General features: G+C 72.2%; 15 protein-coding genes. 8 read left to right on the forward strand and 7 right to left on the reverse strand.

Annotated elements, in window-relative coordinates:
* Positions 1-83: 83 nt before the first annotated feature.
* Genes LPU61_RS23870 through LPU61_RS23880 form a run of 3 tightly spaced genes read right to left on the reverse strand, consistent with a single transcriptional unit; the run spans position 84 to position 3,254 of the window.
* On the reverse strand, positions 84-923 hold the full coding sequence (locus LPU61_RS23870) for a carbohydrate ABC transporter permease (RefSeq protein ID WP_043963122.1): 840 nt from the start codon (positions 921-923) through the stop codon (positions 84-86).
* Complete coding sequence (locus LPU61_RS23875; protein WP_043963120.1) at positions 920-1,912, reverse strand: carbohydrate ABC transporter permease; 993 nt, start codon at positions 1,910-1,912, stop codon at positions 920-922. Before LPU61_RS23875 ends, LPU61_RS23870 begins: the two co-directional genes overlap by 4 nt.
* Before the next feature lie 46 nt (positions 1,913-1,958).
* Positions 1,959-3,254 (reverse strand): extracellular solute-binding protein, encoded by a 1,296-nt coding sequence (locus LPU61_RS23880; RefSeq protein WP_043963119.1) that lies wholly within the window; start codon positions 3,252-3,254, stop codon positions 1,959-1,961.
* Between the two features lie 246 nt (positions 3,255-3,500).
* Here LPU61_RS23880 and LPU61_RS23885 point away from each other — a divergent pair, with 246 nt between their 5' ends.
* Positions 3,501-5,126 (forward strand): glycoside hydrolase family 43 protein, encoded by a 1,626-nt coding sequence (locus LPU61_RS23885; RefSeq protein ID WP_043963118.1) that lies wholly within the window; start codon positions 3,501-3,503, stop codon positions 5,124-5,126.
* A gap of 8 nt (positions 5,127-5,134) precedes the next feature.
* A complete protein-coding gene (locus LPU61_RS23890; protein ID WP_043963117.1) occupies positions 5,135-5,773 on the forward strand; it encodes a polysaccharide deacetylase family protein in 639 nt (212 codons plus the stop codon).
* 36 nt (positions 5,774-5,809) lie between these two features.
* On the opposite strand, the gene LPU61_RS23895 is transcribed toward LPU61_RS23890, so the two are convergent.
* Positions 5,810-6,805, reverse strand: a complete 996-nt coding sequence (locus LPU61_RS23895; RefSeq protein WP_229406203.1) for a zinc-binding alcohol dehydrogenase family protein — start codon at positions 6,803-6,805, stop codon at positions 5,810-5,812.
* 74 nt (positions 6,806-6,879) lie between these two features.
* Between LPU61_RS23895 and LPU61_RS23900 the strand changes: the two genes are divergently transcribed.
* Positions 6,880-7,254 (forward strand): helix-turn-helix domain-containing protein, encoded by a 375-nt coding sequence (locus LPU61_RS23900; protein WP_043963116.1) that lies wholly within the window; start codon positions 6,880-6,882, stop codon positions 7,252-7,254.
* Here the strand turns inward: LPU61_RS23900 and LPU61_RS23905 are convergent.
* Positions 7,248-7,670, reverse strand: coding sequence for a DUF5709 domain-containing protein (locus tag LPU61_RS23905; protein ID WP_229406204.1), 423 nt, complete (start codon positions 7,668-7,670; stop codon positions 7,248-7,250). The genes LPU61_RS23900 and LPU61_RS23905 overlap by 7 nt on opposite strands.
* A 255-nt stretch (positions 7,671-7,925) precedes the next feature.
* A complete protein-coding gene (locus LPU61_RS23910; protein WP_229406205.1) occupies positions 7,926-9,383 on the reverse strand; it encodes a non-reducing end alpha-L-arabinofuranosidase family hydrolase in 1,458 nt (485 codons plus the stop codon).
* A 604-nt stretch (positions 9,384-9,987) separates the two neighbouring features.
* On the opposite strand from LPU61_RS23910, the gene LPU61_RS23915 reads away from it, so the two are divergent.
* Together LPU61_RS23915 and LPU61_RS23920 are read left to right on the forward strand one after the other, a co-directional pair.
* The gene (locus LPU61_RS23915; RefSeq protein WP_043963113.1) at positions 9,988-11,040 is read left to right on the forward strand and encodes a S1 family peptidase; all 1,053 of its coding nucleotides are present in this window, start codon (positions 9,988-9,990) and stop codon (positions 11,038-11,040) included.
* A gap of 913 nt (positions 11,041-11,953) precedes the next feature.
* The gene (locus LPU61_RS23920; protein WP_229406255.1) at positions 11,954-13,249 is read left to right on the forward strand and encodes a hypothetical protein; all 1,296 of its coding nucleotides are present in this window, start codon (positions 11,954-11,956) and stop codon (positions 13,247-13,249) included.
* A gap of 428 nt (positions 13,250-13,677) precedes the next feature.
* Here the strand turns inward: LPU61_RS23920 and LPU61_RS23925 are convergent, their stop codons facing one another.
* Entirely contained in the window at positions 13,678-14,739 is a 1,062-nt protein-coding gene (locus tag LPU61_RS23925; RefSeq protein ID WP_043963109.1) for an ornithine cyclodeaminase family protein, read from the reverse strand.
* 545 nt (positions 14,740-15,284) lie between these two features.
* Here LPU61_RS23925 and LPU61_RS23930 point away from each other — a divergent pair.
* The 3 genes from LPU61_RS23930 to LPU61_RS23940 all read left to right on the forward strand — a co-directional run bounded on the left by LPU61_RS23930 (position 15,285) and on the right by LPU61_RS23940 (position 19,985).
* Complete coding sequence (locus LPU61_RS23930; RefSeq protein ID WP_229406253.1) at positions 15,285-16,691, forward strand: cellulase family glycosylhydrolase; 1,407 nt, start codon at positions 15,285-15,287, stop codon at positions 16,689-16,691.
* A gap of 407 nt (positions 16,692-17,098) precedes the next feature.
* Positions 17,099-18,490, forward strand: coding sequence for a nucleotide sugar dehydrogenase (locus LPU61_RS23935; RefSeq protein ID WP_082106300.1), 1,392 nt, complete (start codon positions 17,099-17,101; stop codon positions 18,488-18,490).
* Position 18,491: 1 nt separating this feature from the next.
* Entirely contained in the window at positions 18,492-19,985 is a 1,494-nt protein-coding gene (locus LPU61_RS23940) for a glycosyltransferase (RefSeq protein WP_229406206.1), read from the forward strand.
* The last annotated feature ends 60 nt before the right edge of the window (positions 19,986-20,045 follow it).

The following is a 20,045-nucleotide window of genomic DNA, read 5'->3' on the forward strand; positions in this document are numbered from 1 at the left end:
TCGGCTGCTGTCGGAACCCACGGCCCGCCCTTTCGTCTCACCTGGTGCCTACGGTCGCAGAAGGCTATCGCAGCGGTCGCCGGTCACCCCTTGACGCTGCCCGAGAGACCGCTGATGAGCTGGCGTTCGGCCACGGCGTAGAAGCCGAGCGCCGGCACCATGGACAGCACCACGTAGGCGAGCACCCGTGCGGTGTCGTCGGAGTACTGACCCTGGAACGCCTGGACCCCGACGGGCAGGGTCCACCAGCTCTGGTCGGTGAACACGACCAGCGGGAGCATGAAGTTGTTCCAGCTGGTCACGAGGGCCAGCACGGAGACGGTGGCCAGAGCGGGGCGGGCCATCGGCAGCAGGATCCGCCAGAAGAACCCGAACGGGCTGCACCCGTCGAGGATCGCGGCCTCCTCGACCTCGCCGGGGATGGTGCGGAAGAACTGCCGCAGGATGATGACGGTGATGGGCAGGCCGAACGCGGCCTGGGGCAGGATCACCCCGAGCGGGTTGTCCAGCAGGCCCAGGCCACGCAGCAGCACGAACAGCGGCAGGATGGCCACCGCGAACGGGAACATCAGCCCCACGCCGAACAGGGTGAACAGCAGCTCCCGCCCCCGGAACGCGAAGCGCGCGAAGACGAACGCGGCCATCGCCGCCGCGGCGACCATGATGAACGTGCCGGTCACCGCGATGAGGACGCTGTTGCCCAACTGCCGCCAGAACACCTCGGAGGCGAGGATGTCGGTGTAGTTGCTCGGCGCCCACGGGTCGGGCAGGCCGAGGGGATTGGTGGACAGCTGCCCGTTGTCCTTGAACCCGCCGAGCACCCCGAACAAGACCGGCACGACGATGACCGCGCCGACGGCGATGCAGACGAGGTGCAACACGAGGCGGCGGGCCCGCAGGGCGGGGTTCGCCGTGCTGGTCATCGGTTGTCTCCCTGGTTGGTGATCGCGCCCTCGGTGTCGCGGCGCAGCACGACGCGCTGGTAGACGAGGGCGAACACGAAGCTCAGCAGGAACATGACGATGCTGATCGCGCTGGCGTAGCCGACCTCGAAGCGGCGGAAGCCGTACTGGAACATCGTCACGGCCATGGTCTCGGAGGCGTGGATGGGGCCGCCGCCGGTGAGCACCCAGACCATGTCGAACAGCTGGATGGTGCCGATGACCGACAGGAAGACGCTGATCCGGATCGTCGGCCCGAGCAGGGGCAGGGTGACGTGCCGGAAGGCCTGCCAGGGGCCGGCGCCGTCGGTGGTGGCGGCCTCGTTCAGCTCCTTGGGGATGCCCTGCCGGGCGGCCAGGAAGAGCATCATGTAGAGCCCGAAGTACTTCCAGGACACGATCATGAAGACGGCGTACAGCACGGTGTCCGGGTCGGCGAAGATCGTGCCGGCGTCGGAGCCCAGCCACCGCGCGATCGAGTCGCCCAGCCCCCGGTTCGGCGAGAACACCAGGTTGAACAGAACGGCGGTGGTGACCTCGGAGAGCACGTACGGGGCGAAGAAGATCAGCCGGTAGACGCTGCGGCCCCGCAGGGGCTGGTTGAGCAGCATGGCCAGGCCCAGCGCGGCGGGCAGCTGGACGGTCAGCGACAGCACGATCAGCACGAGGGCGTGCCACAGGTCGCCGCGGAACGTCGGGTCGCCGAAGGCGCGCGTGTAGTTGTCCAGCCCGACGAAGTTCTCCGGCAGGCCGAAGCCGTTCCACTTGTAGAGGCTGGCGTAGCTGGCCACCACGATGGGGGCGATGACCAGCAGCAGGAACAGTGCCAGGGCCGGGGTCAGGAAGGCGGCGAGGACGCGGCGGCGGCCCGGCCGGGGCCGGGCGCCGCGCCGTCGCGCGGTGCCCGGCCCCGGCGGGTCGGTCGCCGGGCCGCCGCGCCTGGTGTCCGGCACGGTCGATGGCCTGGTCATACGTGTTCCACTCGATTCTCTCAGCGGGCCACGGGGCGGGCCACGGCTACTGGCTCTTCGCGACCGCGGTGATGTCCTTGAGGATCTGCGCGGACGTCTTGTTGCCGGCGATCAGTTCGGCGACGCTGTCGTTGACCTGCTGGCCGACGGCGGGCGGGTACGCCTGGTCGAGGTAGAGCTGGAAGCCGGTCGCGCTGGCCAGGGCCTGCGCGACGGTCTTGTTGTTGGGGTCGGAGATCGCGTCGGTCGCCTCCTTGACCGTCGGCAGCACCGCGCCGGTCTTGGCGGACTTGCGCTGGCTGTCGACGCTGAGCAGGGCCTTGAGGAAGTCGAGGGTCGCCGCGGGGGCGTCCTTGCCGACGGCGAAGCCGTTGCCGCCGCCGAACACCTCCGTGGCGGAGCCCTTGCCGCCGTCGACGGCCGGGAACGGGAAGAAGCCGAGCTTGTCGCCGATGCCCTTCTTGCTGGTGGAGCTGGACGCCTGCACGGACGGGGCCCACTGCCCCATCAGCTCCAGGGCGGCGCCGCCGTTGCCCATGGTGGCGGCCTGGCCGTCCGGGGAGCCGTACTCGGCGCCGAGGAAGCCCTTCTGGAACGGCTGCAGGTCGACCAGCTCCTTGAGCCGGTCGCCGGCGGCCACGAAGTCGGGGGTGTCGAAGTTCTTGTCCTTGGCGGCCTGCTGGAGGGCGCCGAGCCCACCGATGCGCATGGACAGGTAGGCCCAGTAGAAGTGGGCGGGCCACTTCTCCTTGCCGGCCAGCGCGATCGGGACGATGCCGGCGGCCTTGAGCTTGCGGACCGTGTCGAGCAGCGCGGCCCAGGTGGTCGGCGGCTCGGTGATCTGGGCCTTCGCGAAGAGGTCCTTGTTGTACCAGAAGCCGACCATGCCGATGTCGAACGGCACGCCGTAGATCTTGCCGTCGATGGTGTAGGGCTCCAGGGACAGGGGCAGCAGGCTCCCGATCCACGGCTTCACGTCGTCGGTGATGTCCTTGACCAGGCCGGCCTCCGCCTGCTGCCGGAGCACCCCGCCGCCCCACGACTGGAAGAGGTCGGGCGGGGATCCGGCCTGGGTGGCGGTGGTCAGCTTCGCCTTGAACGCCTCGTTCTCCAGCGGCTGAATCTCGATCTTGACGTTCGAGTGCGCCGTCTTGTACTCCTCGGCCGCCGCCGCCCACACCGGCAGCATCGGCTCGGTGTTCTGGATGTGCCACCAGTCGATGGTCTGCGGGGCGTTCGGGTCGCCGGATTCGTCGTCGCCGCTACAGCCGCTGAGCAGGTAGGCGCCGGCGCCGGCGCCGACGAGGCCGAGCAGCGTTCTGCGGGAGAGGTGCGCTGACATGGTCCATCCCTTCGGGGACTCACGAGGTGCTCGGATGCTGATCGAGCCGGCAGGACTCGACGTTATCTTCGGAAGTTCCAATGCTTCGCCGGTATTACCGATCGATGGCGGGCACGCTACGACGAAGCGTATGTCCGGGTCAAGGGGTCTGTCCTAAGGCGACGTCAACGGCTACCGTGGTCGGCACCTACCGATAATCCGGGCCGAGCGTCCGGAAGTTCCGAAAGCCGCACCAGAGGAGCCGACGTGTCGACCGAGACCGCTGACGTGGCGACCGCTGCCCGGTCGATCCGCAACCCCGTCCTTCCCGGGTTCCACCCGGACCCGTCGATCCTGCGGGTCGACGACGACTACTACCTGGCCACCTCCACGTTCGAGTGGTACCCGGGCGTCCGCGTGCACCACTCCCGCGACCTCGTGCACTGGCGCCCGCTCGGCGGGATCGTCACCGAGCGCCGCCTGCTCGACCTGCGCGGCTGCGGCGACTCCAACGGGGTGTGGGCACCGGACCTGACCTGGCACGACGGGCAGTTCTTCCTCGTCTACAGCGACGTGGCCAGCTTCGCCAGCGGCTACTGGGACCCGCAGAACTACCTCATCACCGCGCCCGACATCACCGGCCCCTGGTCGGATCCGGTGCAGCTGCACGGGCGCGGCTTCGACGCGTCGCTGTTCCACGACGACGACGGCAGCACCTGGATGCTGAGCATGCGCGCGGACTGGCGACCCGGGCGCGACCGCTTCGCCGGCATCGAGATCCAGCGCTACGACCGCGCCCAGCGCCGCCTCGTGGGCCGCCCCCAACTGCTGTTCACCGGCACCTCGGTCGGGCTCACCGAGGGCCCGCACATCTACCGTCACGACGGCTGGTACTGGCTGATCACCGCCGAGGGGGGCACCAGCTGGGAACACCAGGTCACCGTGGCCCGCTCCCGCGAGCTGCTGGGGCCGTACGAGGTGGACCCGGCGGGACCGCTGCTGACCTCGGTGGGCCGGCCCGACCTGCCGCTGCAGAAGGCCGGGCACGGCAGCCTGGTGCACACCCAGCACGGCGACTGGTACCTGGCGCACCTCGTCGGCCGCCCCTACACCCCGCTGGGCAACTGCGTGCTGGGGCGGGAGACCGCCATCCAGCGGGTCGACTGGCCCGCCGGTGGCTGGCCGAGCATCCCCGGCGGGGTGCCGGCGGACGAGGTGGCGGGGCCCGGCCTGCCCGCGCACCCGTGGCCCGACGAGCCCACCACCGACCACTTCGACGCCGGCGAGCTGGGCCCGTCCTGGTCGACGCTGCGCCGGCCCGCCACCGACGACTGGGTCGACCTGCGCAGCCGCCCCTCCCACCTGCGTGTCCACGGCGGACAGTCGCCGGTGGGCAAGCAGGCGCCCAGCCTGGTCGCGCGCCGCGTCGGCGCCACGCACTGCTCCCTGGAGACCGTCGTCGAGTTCGACCCGGTCGACCACTACCAGCTCGCCGGGGTGAGCGCCTACTACAACACCCTCAACTGGCACCACCTCTACCTCACCCGGGCCGACGACGGCCGACGGGTGCTGGAGCTGCTCAGCTCCGACAGCGGGCGACGCACCGCGTACCCCGAACTCACCGTCGACGCGCCCGGCACCGGCCCGGTGGGCCTGCGGGCCGAGTTCGACGGGCCCGTGGTGCGCTTCTGGTACGACCTCGGCGCGGGGTGGCGGCGGATCCCGGTGGAGCTGGACGCGACGATCCTGTCCGACGAGCACGCCGCGCTGATCATCGACGGCGAGCCGGCGGCGTGGGGTTTCACCGGGGCCCTGCTCGGGCTGTGGGTGCAGGACCTCGGCGGCGACGGCGCCCACGCGGACTTCGACCTGGCCACCTACCGGGAACACTGACGGCCCCGATGCGACCTGTCCCCGCGCCCCGCCCCGGGGTGAGCGCCGACATCGTCGACACCACCCGGGGTGGGGGGCGGGTGCTCGGCCTCACCTTCGACGACGGGCCGAACCCCGCCGACACGCCGCGTCTGCTCGACGTGCTGCGCCGGCACGGCATCACGGCCGTGTTCTGCCTGTGGGGCGAGCACGTCGACGCCCACCCCGACGTGGCGCGCCGGATCGTGGCCGACGGGCACACGCTGGGCAACCACAGCATGCGCCACGAGGACATGAGCTCCTGGTCCGCCGAGCGGATCGAGGCGGACCTGCGGGAGGCCGACGCGGCCATCCGCCGTGCCGTGCCGGGGGCGCGGATCCCGTACTTCCGCGCCCCCTACGGCGCCTGGGGCCGGACGCCCGCCGTGGCCGCCGCGATGGGCATGCGGCCGCTGGGCTGGCGGTTGGCCCTCGGCGACTGGGACCCGCCGGGCACCGACGAGCTGGTCCGCCGCCTGCGCGACGGGATCACCCCGGGGGCCGTGGTGCTGCTGCACGACGGGGGCGGCGACCGCAGCCAGACCGTCGACGCGGTCGAGCGCGTCGTGCCCGTGCTGGCGGCGGAGGGCTGGCGGTTCGCCCTGCCGCGGCGGCCGGACTGGCCGTGACGCGGGCCCGAGCCGTGGGCCCCGGAACCCGGCGACTCAGAACCCGGCGAGCACGATCTTGCCGATCGTCGCGCCGCTCTCGACCGCGGCGTGCGCCCGGCGCAGGTTGGCCGCGTCGATGCCGTCGATCCGCGTGGTCATCGTGGTCCGCAGCACCCCCTGGTCCACCAGCTCGGCGACCCGCCGCAGGATGTGGTGCTGCGCGAGGCTGGTCGGGTCGTACAGGGGCCGGGTGAACATCAGCTCCCAGTGCCAGGAGATGCTTCTGGCCTTGAGGGGCAGCAGGTCCAGGCCCGGCGGCTCGTCGATGGCGACCACGGCCCCGAACGGGCGCACGATCCGGGCGAAGGTCTCGACCATCCCGGCGGAGAACGGGCTGAAGACGTGGTCGACACCGCCGGGCAGCGCCTCGACGAGGTCCTCGTGGTGGTCGACGACCCGGTGCGCGCCCTGGTCGAGGACGAACCGCCGGGACTCGGGGCGCGACGCCGTCCCGACGACCTCGAGGTCGGTCAGGTGCCGGGCGAGCTGGACGAGGATGGAGCCCACCCCGCCGGCCGCGCCCAGGACCAGCAGGGTGCCGGTGCTGGTGGCGGTCAGCCGGAGCCGGTCGAACAGGGACTCCCACGCGGTGAGCGCCGTCAGCGGCAGGGCCGCGGCCTCGGCGAAGTCCAGCGACGCCGGCTTCGGCCCGACGATGCGCTCGTCGACCAGGTGCAGCTCGGAGTTCGTGCCGGGGCGGACCATCGAGCCCGCGTACCAGACCTCGTCGCCGGGGGCGAAGAGGGTGACGGCCGGTCCGACGCGCTCCACCACGCCGGCGGCGTCGTACCCGAGGATCTTCGGCTCGTCGCCCGCCGCGCTGCCGGCGCGGACCTTGACGTCGGCCGGGTTGACGGAGACGGCCTCGACCCGGACGAGAAGGTCGTGGTCCCCGGGGGTCGGGACGGGGAGGGTCAGGTCGAGCAGTGAGGACGGATCGGAGCTGGGCAGGTTCCTGCGGTACCCGACCGCACGCATCAGTTCAGCCATGCCCGGGACGCTATTTCGCCGGCCCTAGTTACCGTCAACGGTCATTGGTATCCGAAGGGAACTACGATGGCCGGGTGCTCACCACCGCCTGCGGCCGGGCCCACGACGTCTACGACGCGTCCTGCCCGTGCCGCCACATCCTGGACCTGCTGGCCAACAAGTGGAGCGCGCTGGCGCTGGGGGCGCTGGAGGACGGGCCCCGGCGCTTCGGCGAGCTCCGCGCCCGCCTCGACGGGATCAGCCCGAAGGTGCTCACCGCCACACTGCGTCGCCTGGAGGAACACGGCCTCGTCGACCGCACGGTGTATCCGGCGGTGCCGCTGCACGTGGAATACTCCCTGACCGCCCTCGGCTGGGACGCGTGCGAGCCGTTGGCCCGGCTGCGCCGCTGGGTGGTGGAGAACATCGAGCGTTTCCCGGCCGGGGCGGGCGCGCCGGCCGGTCAGTAGTCCCGGTCGGAGACGACGTGCATCGCGGCCTCCTCGGCGGAGGCCGCCGCGCCGTCGATGCCGATGTCGGTGGCGTACAGGTCGAGGCTGTCGGAGTCGTCGCCGCCGTAGGCCGAGACCAGCCGCCCGGCCCGCCGGTCGCCCACCTCGTCGTCGATCAGCTCGCCGTCGGTGTCGCTCGCGTCGCCGAGGCCGTCGCCGGCCCAGTCGTCGCCCTCCGGCAGCTCGCGCCGGAGCCGGCCGGTGAGGCTCTCCCCCTGCTCCTGCTCGCGGGCCGTGGTGCCCCAGTCGTCGACCGCCCACGGCCGCTCCGCGGGCGACCAGCCCTCGTCGAGGACGTCGGCCACCCCCCGGTCGTCCAGGCTGTCCTCCGGCTGCAGCACCCCGGACTCGTCCGGGCCGTCGTAGTCACTCATGGTTTCCTCCCACCGGCGTGCCTGCTCCCGCGGGGCGGGCCGGGGCCCGGTGCACCGTGGGGTCCCCTGGACGGTACAACCCCCCGGCGCGCACCACGGGGCCGGTGCAGAGCTCGCCCCCTCCGCACCGGCCCCACCGGCTCGGCCGGCCGGCGCGTCCGCGCCCGCCTGTGGCCGGTGCCCTGCCGGTGGTGATCCCGGTGCCGGCCGTGGGTCCGACCGGCACCGGAGCGTCGACCACGCCGACGTACGCCGTCAGCAGGTGGAGTTGGTCTGGGTGATCAGGCCCAGCCGCCAGGGCAGGCTGTTGTAGTCGCCACCGGCGTTCGGGTCCAGCCCCTGGTAGAGGAAGCGCAGGTTGCAGGGGCTGATCGGCAGGGTCTGGTCGTTGCCGCTGCGGATCAGCTCACCGTGGCTGATGTCCCGCGACCAGGCCGTGCCGCTGAAGGTCACGTTGTTGTGGCGGGCGAACGGGTTGTTCTCCTCGGCGGCCAGGGCCTGCCACGGCCCGGCGATGCCGGTGGAGGTCCAGGAGCGGAACCAGCGCCGCCCGTCGCCGCCGATCGCCTCGATCAGCAGCAGGTACCGGTCGCCGACCCGGTAGACGTTGGACGCCTCGAACAGCCGGTTCTTGTTCGCGTCCTGCATCGCGATCACCGGCTGGCTCATCCCGTTGGGGAAGTTCGCCACGCTCGTCTGCGAGCGGTAGAGGTGGCCGTTGTCGTCGGAGGAGAACAGGTGGCAGTTGGCGCTGTCGCAGATGACCCACATGTCGACCCAGTAGCCGTCGCCGATGTTGTCGCGGATGATCTGCGGCATGCCGCTGTAGAAGTGCTTCGGCGCGGTCCACCCGTTCGGGTTGCTGATGTCCGGATTCGTCGAGTACGACGCGTTGCCGGTCTGGTAGACCAGGTACCACAGCCGCTGCGGCGCGAAGTAGAACACCTGCGGGGCCGCCCGGTAGCCGGTCCCGATGGGCGACTGGTCGAGGTAGTGGAACGTCGCCGAGCCCGCCTGTGACCAGTCGGTGAAGGTGAAGTACACCAGGTTGTAGCCCGACGACTGCGCCGTGCTGGCGAACACGTGGTACTTGCCGTCGTGGTAGACCACGGACGGGTCCTTGATCCCCGCGATGCCCCGTCCGTCGTTCTTCGGGCCGACCAGCGCGCCGCTGGAGGACCACCGGAAGCTGGACGGCAGCGTCTGCGTGGGCGGCGTCGTCGGCGGCGGGGTGGTGGGCGGGGGCGCGCTCGTCGGGGGCGGGGCGGTCGTGGGTGGGGGCGTGGTCGGGTTCGTGACGCCGCCCGTGCAGGCGGTGCCGTTGAGGGTGAAGCTCGTCGGGGCGGGGTTGCCGCCGGACCAGGAGCCGTTGAAGCCGAACGACACGCTGGCGTTGGTGCCGATGGTCGCGTTGTAGCCGACGTTGCGGGCCACCACCTGGGCGCCGCTCTGCGTCACCGTCGCGTTCCACGCCTGGGTCACCTGCTGCCCCGCCCCGTAGGACCAGGTCAGCGACCAGCCGTCGACCGGGTCACCGAGGTTCGTGACCGTCACGTTCGCGCCGAAGCCGCCCGTCCACTGCGACGACACGGCGTAGCTGACCGAACAGCCGGCGGCCGCCGCCCGGGCGGGCAGCACGGCGGCGGTACCGGAGGCGGCGAGCCCGGCGACGGCCAGGACCAGGCCGGCTCGGACCCTCGCAGACGTTCGCACTGGCATTCCCAATCTGTGATGGTGTGGCAGACGAGGACACGAGCCGACGGTCGCGCCCGGCCGCCCCGGGACAGGGGCGGGCGGCGCGCAGTGCGCATCGACTGAGGGGGTGCCCGGCGGCCGTTGCCGGGGCGCAGGGGCGGGCGGACCGCCAGTGGCTCCCGCGCGGACGGCGTCGGGTGGAGCGTGCCCTTCGCTCCCGTAGCGGAGGGTATCTTGTGACCGCTCACATCCACAAGGCATCGATGTGCAGCGATCTTGCCGGAAGGGTCGGCGGCGGGACACGGGCGGCGCGCAGCGCCACTTTTCGATCCCGTCCCGCCATCCGGTCACGGGGCAACTAAACAAGCCGCCCGGGGTTCCCGACCGCCGCCGGACAACCAGCGAAAACTCGCTAAACCGGCGCTAACCATCGGAGTCGTCACTCGTCGGACTGTCGGGACCCAAGGTGTGAGATACGGCCGAGTCCGGCCAACCACCACTCTTGCAATGATTGTTAAACCTATGAATACTTCGACGCCTCCGATCGGGTGGGCCTCACCAGCCGATCGGCTGCCAGGGGCAGCCCGAAAGGCTGCCTGTGCTCAGCTCCAGGAGGTACCACATGCGACTCTCCGGGTCCCCGCTGCGCCGCGCTACCGCCGCATCGGTAGCCGGCGCGCTGGTCGTCGGCGCGCTGACCGGCGCTCCCGCCCAGGCCGCACCCGCGACGCCCGCCTCCCCAGACCAGGTCACCGCGCTCGCCGCCGCACTCGGCGACCGCTCCGGCGGGGCGTACGCCCGCCCCGACGGCACCATGGTCGTCACCGTGACCGACGACGCCGCCGCCCGGAAGGTCCGCGCGGCCGGCGCGACCCCGAAGCTCGTCACCCGTGGCGCCGACGACCTCGCCCGCGCCACCGCCGCCCTCGACAGCTCCGCGCGGATCCCCGGCACCGCATGGTGGACCGACCCGGCCACCAACCAGGTCGTCGTCTCCGTCGACAGCAGCGTCACCGGCACGAAGCTCCAGCGCGTCGAGGCCGTCGTCAGCCGCCTCGGCGGCAGCGTCCGCATCGAACGGGAAGCCGGGACGCTCAGCATCCGGGCCGCCGGCGGCGAGGCCATCTGGGCCGAGGGCGGCGGGCGCTGCTCGCTCGGCTTCAACGTCCGCAGCGGCGACACCTACTACTTCCTCACCGCCGGGCACTGCACCGACATCGCCGCCAACTGGTACGCCGACTCCGGGCAGAGCAGCCTGCTCGGCTCCGGCGGCACGGGCAGCTTCCCCGGCGACGACTACGGCATTGTCGCGCACAGCGACGCGGCGGCCGCCGACGGCAGCGTCTCCCGCTACGACGGCACCACCCAGGACATCACCGCGGCCGCCGACGCCTTCGTCGGGCAGAGCGTGCAGCGCTCCGGCAGCACCACCGGCCTGCACGACGGCACGGTCGAGGCGGTCGACGCCACGGTGAACTACGTCGAGGGCTCCGTCACCGGGCTGATCCGCACCACCGTCTGCGCCGAGCCGGGCGACAGCGGCGGCGCGCTGTTCAGCGGGAGCACCGCCCTGGGCCTCACCTCGGGCGGCAACGGCAACTGCTCCTCCGGCGGCACCACCTACTTCCAGCCGGTGACCGAGGCGCTGAGCGTCTACGGGGTCGAGATCGTCTGAGCGACGGGCGGGGCGGGGCGCCGGCTGCGCGGCGGCCCGCCCCGCCCGTCGACCCCCGCCCGTCGACCCCCGCCCGTCCGCCCCGCCGGGCCGCGACAGCAGCCCTCTGAACCACCCACCAGGCATTTCGGCGCACGCTTCCACCGCGCCGGGATGCCTGGTGCACGCTTTCCACCCCGCCTGTCCCCGCACCTTTCGTCGCCGTCACACGACCGGCGCCGGCCCGCGTGATTCCCCGGGCCACGGGCGCGCCGGCATCGACGGGGCCCGGCAGCCGGGGCGACTTTCCGGCATTGCCGCCCCGCGATGCGCGACATGCCCGCCCACCGTGTCGAGGACCTGGGAATACGACGCGACAAGTCGAATCGCCCACCGCGAGAACACGGGTCTCCCGCGCCGACCGCGCGGGAGGGCACCATGCCGAGAACAGCGTCGGCGGCCCCTGCCACGGGCGCAATCCGCAGGCCACGGGACAGCAGTTCCCGTACCATCCGGACGGCCCGCCGTGGGACGCGGATCGCCTTGCGCCGCAACAGGATCCGGCACCGGCGGGGAGACGACGGCCACCCGGCCGACAGCCGGCTCGAATTCGCCGGGGTGCGCCCTTTCCGTTGAATGAGGCGGATTTCGGCGTATTGAGCGGAACGAACAATCCGCCCTCCGGGCTACCTCTATCAGTGAAGGCACCGAATCGACCTGGCCCGAACGGCGGAAATTGTCCACCGCTGATCCGGGTGTAACCTTGTTGCAATATGAGTGTGGTCAAGTCGATCACATGACGATACCCGTTCCGGGAAAAGCGATTCGGAGTGCGGGCCGGGCACTCCTTTTGACGTCCGGGCTGATTGCACTGGCCCTTCCTCTGACAGCGGCACCTGTCGACGCTCAGGGCCCGGCCGCCACCACCATCGTGATGCCCGAGTGCGCGTGGGCGTCGAAATACGGGGTCACGGGGCTGAATGCCTACTGGCCCGACAGCGCCGCCACCTACTGGTCGACCGTCTACCCCGTGACGGAGGACCTGGAGATCACCATCTCCGGGGTCTTCCCGGACGCCCGCTACGCGTCCTTCACCGTCTACGACGACAAGCCCACCTGGTTCAGTCGTAACGGCGCCAGCTCCAGCCTGCCCGACCACCTCATCGCCCCGGACCCGGGCAGCGCCAACCCGTGGCAGGGCGTGCGAAGGCCGGGCGGCCGGTTCACCATCACGCTCAGCCCGGACGTGGCCCCCGGGCAGCCCAACCGGTTGCCGCTGTCCCGGGAGGACGCCCTCCCCGGGGCGAAGGCCTCCGTGATCTACCGGGTCTACCTGCCCACCGGCGGCGACTCGACGGTGGTGCTGCCGACGGTGACCCTGACCCAGGGAGGCGTGTCGAAGACGCTGCCCACCTGCCCTCCCGCCCCTCCGCCGACCCCGACCCCCACCCCCACCCCACCCCCGCCCTCTCCGCCGACCAGCCCCTCGCCCCCACCCCCGACCACCACGCCCGCCGCCGCGCCCGCCGCCGTCCCGGCGGAGGATGTGGCGGCGACCTCCGACTCGACCGACCGGGCGGTCGGCGACGACCCCGAGGTCCCCGGCGAGGCGGATCGCCCCAGCCCTCCCCCGATCACCGGCGAGAAGCTCTTCACCCGCACCTCCGAGGTGGAGAACCTCGCGCCGAACCCGGACAACGCCTACCTCGGCACCTGGCTCCTCCCACCGGGACCGGACCACGTCGTGGTGATCCGGGGCCGGGCACCGCAGGCGGTCTCCGGGAGCCGTCCGGTCTCCTGGCCCCGCCGGCGCGCCGAGGTCCGCTACTGGTCGATGTGCACCAACCTCGGCGGCCAGTACAAGCCCGTCGTGATCAACCGGTTCGCCGACGGGTCGACGAGCTACGGCTGCCGCTACAACGACGAGACCCGGCTCGACCGGCACGGGAACTACGCCTTCGTCCTCGGCACGGAGGGGCAGCGGGCGGCCATCGAGGACGTCAGGAACACCACCTTCGTGCCCTTCTCCGTCTCGTACCCGACGGTCCCGCACATGGTCCTGCTCCGGCACCTGCTTCCGGTGGCGGACTTCCCGTACGCCGTGCAGAACGTGCCGATGAACAGCTCGGCGGAGACCGCCGCGGCGATCATGGGGGCGTACTACCCGCTGGTGACCGTCTGCTCGTTGGCCACGCTCACCACCGAGGGGCCCCACGGCTGCTCCGCCTGAGCGGCGCGGCGCACCCTCCGAGAGCGGGGCGATGATCGGGCTACGGCCCGACCGCCCGCCGCCCGGCCCGCTGGTCCCGCGGGCCGGGCGGACGGCCGGAACGGCCGGGACGAGGCGCGACCGTCGGCACAGCAGCGGCCCCCGCGACCGGGCCGGGGAGCGGGACGGTCAGGCACCTGTCCCATGAGCGGGTGAGGTTGACGGCTGGACCGATCCCGACGTCGGAGGTCGCGTGACCTGCCGCCCTGCGGCGGCCAGCCGTGCCACCCGGCCGGAACCTGCCACGGCCGGCCGACACGTCGCCGGTTCAGGCGTTCACCCCTCGGCCACATTCGGCGCGCGAGGCGGTGACAGTGCGACGCCAGACATCCGCATGCGCCTGAGGCGAGCCGGGTTGAGCGTGCCCGCCGTGACGACCCGCCTGCCGGTCAGCGCACCGACCGCGCCACGGGCACGGCCGCCGCGCCGACGGCGTACGGGTTCAGCACGTCGGTCGGCTCGTCGGAGAAGTCGACCTCCGTGCCGACCCCGAGGTGCGCGGCCCACTCGACGAAGAGGTCCAGGGCGACGTGGTCCTCGAGTGCGATGCCGGTCGAGTCGAAGATCGTCTGGCCGTACCGGGCGTCCGCCACGATGCCCGCGTCGGCGCAGATCTCGCTGAGCGAGGGGCCGAGGCGTCGCGGATCGAGGACCTGGCTCTCGCCCTCCCGTGCCGCCTGCTCCGGGTGGTCGGGACAGACGAGGGCCCGGTCCACCAACGTCCGGGGCAGCTCGACCTTGCCGACGATGTCGGAGCCGACCGCGTTGACGTGCAGGTGCTCCCGCAGTGCGGCATCCGGGAAGACGGGCCCCGCGCCGATGCCCACCGACGTCGCCGTCACCAGGATGTCGGCGGACCTCGCCACCTCGTCGGGGCTGGCCGCCGTCACCGCCAGCCCGGTGAAGCCGGCCCTGCGACCGAAGGACGCCAGGTGGGCGGGGTCGACATCCCAGGCCAGCACCGTGTCGATCGGGAAGACGAGGCTCAGGGCGTGCAGTTGGGTGACCGCCTGGGCGCCGCAGCCGATCAGCCCGACCGTCCGGCTGTCGGGGTGGGCCAGCGCCCGGCTGGCCAGCGCCGACGCGGCACCGGTGCGCAGGGCGGTGAGCGCCGCGCCGTCGGCCACCACCGTCGTACGCCCGGTCCGGTCGTCGAAGCGCGCCACGCAGGCGGTGATCGTCGGCAGGCCGTGGTCGTCGACGTTCGACGGGGTGTACGAGACGACCTTGATGGTGGTGCTGTCGTTCCGCTCCCGGTGCGGCATCCACTCGATCACCCCCGGGGCGGGCCCCTCCCGCTCGAACGCCCCCCGGGCGGGCGACAACTCGGCCACGCCCTTGTGCACCTCGACGAATTTGTCGCCGAGGCGCGAGATCAGCTCCGTCAGCAATGCGTCGACGCCGACCTCGTCCATTATTCGACCGATGTGCCGCTGGGTCAGAATGAGCATCTCGCTGGAACCCTTGTCTGTAGAGCCAGGCTTCGCCGTCGGAAACGCGTTCTGTGCGGAGACGCCAAAAGGCCGGATCGGGCCGGAACGCCACAACCCAACAGGTCAATCGAAGCCAATCACCATCCATCGGCACGCGACAACACCGAATAGTAGTTGAACCCACACCGGACGGCAACGGCCGACGTTCCCGTCACGGCCAGGGCACCCCGTTTCACCTCGATTCACATCGTTTTCTCATCCAAGATTCACCTCATTCTCACTGCGAATCAAAAGCACACCGGAGCGAATCACCACACATCAACGCGAGCCACTTCCGCTCCCACTGGGCGGCGCCGGGGCGCCCCGCCGGCAACCCCCGCCGGCAACCCTCGCGGGCGGCGGCACGGAGCCACCGGGAGGCCGACGCCGGACAGGAAGGGGCGAGACGCCACCCGGATCGACGAGCGCCGTTGCCACAACACTTAACTTTCTTTATAGTGCGATGACATAGATCACCTTCCCAGTCCCCGGAGGCACCCGTGCGACCTCGCGGCAGAACACTCCTGACCGCCGGCCTCGCCGCGGTCCTCGCGCTGGCCCCGCTCGCCCTGACCGGCACCGCCGGTGCGGCGGCGGCACAGACCGCGAGCTTCACCAAGGTGAACGACTGGGGCTCCGGGTGGGAGGGCAGCTACCGGATCACCAACTCCGGCAGCACCACCATCAGCTCCTGGCGGCTGGAGTTCGACCTGCCCGCCGGCACCACCGTCGGCTCGTACTGGGACGCGCTGCTGACCAGCAACGGCCAGCACCACACCTTCACCAACCGGTCCTGGAACGGCACGGTCGCCCCGGGCACATCGGTGACCTTCGGCTTCGTCGCCAGCGGCACCGGCGCCCCGACCGGCTGCACCCTCAACGGCCAGCCCTGCGCCGGCGGCACCACCCCGACCACCGCCCCGCCGCCGACCACCACGCCACCGGCCACCGCCCCGCCCACCACCGCGCCGCCCACGACGACGCCGCCGCCGACCGGCCTCTCGCCGGTCGCCGCCAACGGCCAGCTCCGCGTCTGCGGCCGCCAGCTCTGCAACCGCGACGGCCGGGCGATCCAGTTGCGCGGCATGAGCACGCACGGCATCCAGTGGTACGCGAACTGCGCCACCCCGGCCTCACTGGACGTGCTCGCCCGCGAGTGGAACGCCGACGTGCTGCGCATCTCGATGTACGTCCAGGAGGACGGGTACGAGACCGACCCACGCCGCTTCACCGACCTGGTGCACAACTACATCGAGCTGGCCACCGCCCGGGGCATGTACGCCATCGTCGACTGGCACATGCTCAGCCCCGGCGACCCGAACTTCAACCTGACCCGGGCGCGCACCTTCTTCGCCGAGATCGCCGACCGGCACAAGGACAAGGTCAACGTGCTCTACGAGATCGCCAACGAGCCCAACGGCGTGCCGTGGAGCGCCATCAAGAGCTACGCCGAACAGGTCGTCCCGGTCATCCGCAGCCGCGACCCGGAGGCCGTGGTGCTGGTCGGCACCCCCGACTGGTCGTCCCTCGGCGTCTCCGGCAGCGGCGGCGGGGTGGACACGATCGCAGCGAACCCGGTCACGGGCGGCAACCTCATGTACGTGTTCCACTTCTACGCCGCCTCGCACGGCGACGCGTACTACGACACCTTCGCCCGCGCCGCCGACCGGCTGCCGCTGTTCGTCACCGAGTTCGGCACCCAGGACTACTCCGGCGACGGCCCGAACGACTTCGCCATGGCCCAGCGCTACCTCGACCTGATGGCCAGCAAGAAGATCAGCTGGACGAACTGGAACTTCTCTGACGACTTCCGCTCCGGCGCGGTCTTCACCACCGGCACCTGCGGCAGCGGCCAGTTCGGCGGCACGGCCCGCCTCAAGCCGGCCGGCACCTGGATCCGCGACCGCATCCGCACCCCCGACACCTTCTAACAACCCAGCCACCCCCACCCCCACCCCACCCACCCAGCCCCCACCCCCGCCCAGCCCCGGTGATCAAGAGGAAAGTGTCATTCCCGAGATCAACTTTGACGCTTTTCTCTTGATCACCGGGCGGGGGCGGGGCGGGGGCAACCGGGGTGGTTACTGCTAGTGATGCTTCTTACTTTGGGTGGGGCGGTGGGGGTGGTGGGGGGTGCGTGTCTGGTGGGGCTGACGGGGGTGGCGGTTTGCGTCTCCCACGGAGGCTCTGAGTTGTTGTGAACAAGGAAAACTGACCGATCGGACAGGGGGTGGTCGCAGATTTCGGTCGCCGGTCGGCTGTTCGTGGGAGCGCCTTCGGGGCGGTGGGCTCGGCACTCTTGAGTCGTTCCCGTTCACCGTGCGTAAGGGCCCCGACCATGTCGCAGCTCCTGCCCGCCGCCGACCGGCCCCTCCCGCCGGCCGTCGCCCCGGTCACCCCGCCCATCCCGGCCGCCCCGTCGTCGCCGGCCGTCGACCCGGCCGTCGCCGTCGCCGCTCCCGTCGCCCCCGGGGCCCGTACCGCCGTGGTCGGCCTCGGCTACGTCGGCCTGCCGACCAGCCTGGCCCTGGTCGGCAGCGGCGCGCGGGTGATCGGCGTCGACATCGACCCGGCCCGGCTCGACGACATCCGCGCCGACCGCGCCGACCTGCTCGACGTCGACCGCGAGCGGCTCCGCGACACGTTGCGGGCGACCGACCCGGCCCTGCGGCTCACCACGTCGATCGCCGAGATCGCCGACGCCGACACGGTGCTGATCTGCGTGCCCACGCCGGTGGACCGCCACCTCGACCCGGACCTCACCGCGCTGCGGGCCGCCTGCGCCGCGGTGGTCGCCCACGCCCGCGCCGGCCAGACCATCGTGCTCACCTCGACCAGCTACGTCGGCACCACCCGCGACCTGTTGGTCGAGCCGCTGGCCGCCCGGGGCCTGCGGGTCGGCCAGGAGGTGTGGGTGGCGTTCGCCCCGGAACGGGTAGACCCCGGCAACGACGGGCACCGCCAGGAGCTGACCCCCCGGGTCGTCGGCGGGGTCACCCCGGACTGCACCGCGCGGGCCGCCGCGGCGCTGTCCCGGATCACCCCCCGGGTGCACCGGCTCGGCTCGCCCGAGGCCGCCGAGATGACCAAGCTGCTGGAGAACACGTTCCGGGCCGTCAACATCGCCCTGGCCAACGAGTTCGCCGACGTCTGCCGGGACCTGCACCTGGACGTCACCGAGGTGATCGACGGGGCGGCCACCAAGCCGTACGGGTTCATGGCCTTCCAGCCCGGCCCGGGGGTGGGCGGGCACTGCATCCCCTGCGACCCGCACTACCTGCTGTGGCAGTTGCGCGGGCAACGCCGCGAGGCGCCGCTGATCGAGACCGCGATGCGCGGCATCTCCGCCCGCCCACGCCGCGTCGTCGAGCGGGTCCGGGACCTGCTCGCCGGGTCCGGTCGTACGCTGCTCGGGGCCCGCGTCCTGCTGGTCGGGGTGACCTACAAGCCCGGCGTCGCGGACGTCCGCGAGTCGCCGGCGCTGGAGATCATCGGCGAGCTGGTCCGGGCCGGCGCGGACGTCGGCTTCGTCGACGACCTCGTCGCGTCGGTGCGCACCCCCGACGGCGCGGCCCTGCAGCGGCTGACCGACCACACCGAGCGGGAGTGGGACCTGGTGGTCGTGCACACCGCCCAGTCCGACCTGGACGAGGCGTGGCTGCGCGGCCAGCCGATGGTGCTCGACGCCACCTACCGGATGACCGGGCTGCCGCGCCGCGAGGTCGTCTGACATGCCGGTGCCCCACGAGGTCCGGCGCGGGTCGGCGCAGACGCCGGTGCGCCACGAGGTCCGGCGCGAGGCGGCCGAGTTGCCGGTGCCCCACCAGGTCCGGCACGAGGCGGCCGAGGCGCCGGTGCTCCACCCGGTGCGGCGCGGCGTGCGACGGCTGCTCGCCGCGCTCTGCCTGCTCCCGCTGATCGCCCTGCTGGCCCGGCAGCTGCCCCAGTTGCCGTACGCGCCGCTGGCGGTTTACTACGGCTTCGCCGTGCTCACCGCCACCGTCGCCGTGTTCTACCTGGCCTACGCCCGCTACGAGGACCCCAGCGAGGCCCCGCCGCACCCCCGGCACGCGGCCACGTTCCCGCCGCTGCCCCCGGCCCCCCGGGTCAGCCTGCTGGTGGCGGTCAAGGACGAGGTCGACGGGATCGAGGCGTGCGTACGGTCGATGACCGGCAGCGACCACCGGCCGTTGCAGGTGATCGTGGTCGACGACGGCTCCACCGACGGCACCGCCGAGGTGCTGGACCGGCTCGCCGCCGAACTCCCCGTCACCGTGCTGCACCTGCCCCGCAACGTCGGCAAGAAGCGGGCCCTGGTGCACGGCGCCCGGCACGCCACCGGCGACGTGCTCGCCTTCACCGACTCCGACTGCGTCCTCGCCCCGGACGCGCTGCGCCGCTGCGTCGAGGCCCTGCTGCGCCAGCCGGACCTGGGCGCGGTCAGCGGGCACGCCCGCGCGCTCAACCCCGACGAGTCGCTGCTCACCCGGGTGCAGGACGTCTGGTACGAGGGCCAGTTCCGGGTGGCCAAGGCCGCCGAGGCGTCGTTCGGGGCGGTGACCTGCGTCTCCGGCCCGCTGGCGGTGTTCCGGCGGGAGGCCGTGATCAACTACCTGCCGGCCTGGGCGGCGGACCGGTTCCTCGGCGGCGAGTTCCGCTTCGCCACCGACCGGCAGCTCACCGGCTACGTCCTCGGGCAGCGCTGGATCGGCGTACGCCTCAAGCGGCGCTTCGCCGACTCGCCGTTCGTCCGCGACGAGGACCACCCGCCCCGGGCCTGGCGGGTCGGGTACGTCCGCTCCGCGCGGGTGTGGACGACGGTGCCGGCGCGACCGCGCCCGTTCCTGCGCCAGCAGACCCGCTGGAAGAAGAGCTACGTGCGCAACCTCTTCTTCACCGGCACGTTCATGTGGCGGCGCGGGCCCGGCCCGGCGGCGCTCTACTACGGGCACGCGCTGTGGGTCGCGGTCGCCCCGGTGATGGCCTTCGCCCACCTGGTGTGGGCCCCGCTGCGCGGCTGGTGGGCGGTGCCGCTGCTCTACCTGTGCGGGGTGCTGCTCAAGGGCACCTTCTGGGGGCTGGCCTACCGGCTGGACAACCCGGGCGACCCGCGCTGGGCGTACCGGCCGCTGATGAGCGTGCTCTCCGCCACGGTGCTGTCCTGGCTGCTGCCCTACTCGGTGGGCACGATCCGGCGCGGCGTCTGGTCGCGGAGCGCGGTGTGAACGCGGGCCGGCGGCTGCTCGCCAGGCTGGCCCGGGTGGCGCTCACCCTCGCCGGTGCCG

Source organism: Micromonospora sp. NBRC 110038 (assembly GCF_020884815.1).
GTDB lineage: Bacteria > Actinomycetota > Actinomycetes > Mycobacteriales > Micromonosporaceae > Micromonospora > Micromonospora haikouensis.

Bases quoted from the DNA above. Each gene is read 5' to 3' on its own strand.
- LPU61_RS23870 (WP_043963122.1), bottom strand. From the start codon at position 923: ATGACCAGCACGGCGAACCCCGCCCTGCGGGCCCGCCGCCTCGTGTTG.
- LPU61_RS23875 (WP_043963120.1), bottom strand. From the start codon at position 1,912: ATGACCAGGCCATCGACCGTGCCGGACACCAGGCGCGGCGGCCCGGCG.
- LPU61_RS23880 (WP_043963119.1), bottom strand. From the start codon at position 3,254: ATGTCAGCGCACCTCTCCCGCAGAACGCTGCTCGGCCTCGTCGGCGCC.
- LPU61_RS23890 (WP_043963117.1), top strand. From the start codon at position 5,135: ATGCGACCTGTCCCCGCGCCCCGCCCCGGGGTGAGCGCCGACATCGTC.
- LPU61_RS23895 (WP_229406203.1), bottom strand. From the start codon at position 6,805: ATGGCTGAACTGATGCGTGCGGTCGGGTACCGCAGGAACCTGCCCAGC.
- LPU61_RS23905 (WP_229406204.1), bottom strand. From the start codon at position 7,670: ATGAGTGACTACGACGGCCCGGACGAGTCCGGGGTGCTGCAGCCGGAG.
- LPU61_RS23915 (WP_043963113.1), top strand. From the start codon at position 9,988: ATGCGACTCTCCGGGTCCCCGCTGCGCCGCGCTACCGCCGCATCGGTA.
- LPU61_RS23920 (WP_229406255.1), top strand. From the start codon at position 11,954: ATGCCCGAGTGCGCGTGGGCGTCGAAATACGGGGTCACGGGGCTGAAT.
- LPU61_RS23925 (WP_043963109.1), bottom strand. From the start codon at position 14,739: ATGCTCATTCTGACCCAGCGGCACATCGGTCGAATAATGGACGAGGTC.
- LPU61_RS23935 (WP_082106300.1), top strand. From the start codon at position 17,099: ATGTCGCAGCTCCTGCCCGCCGCCGACCGGCCCCTCCCGCCGGCCGTC.
- LPU61_RS23940 (WP_229406206.1), top strand. From the start codon at position 18,492: ATGCCGGTGCCCCACGAGGTCCGGCGCGGGTCGGCGCAGACGCCGGTG.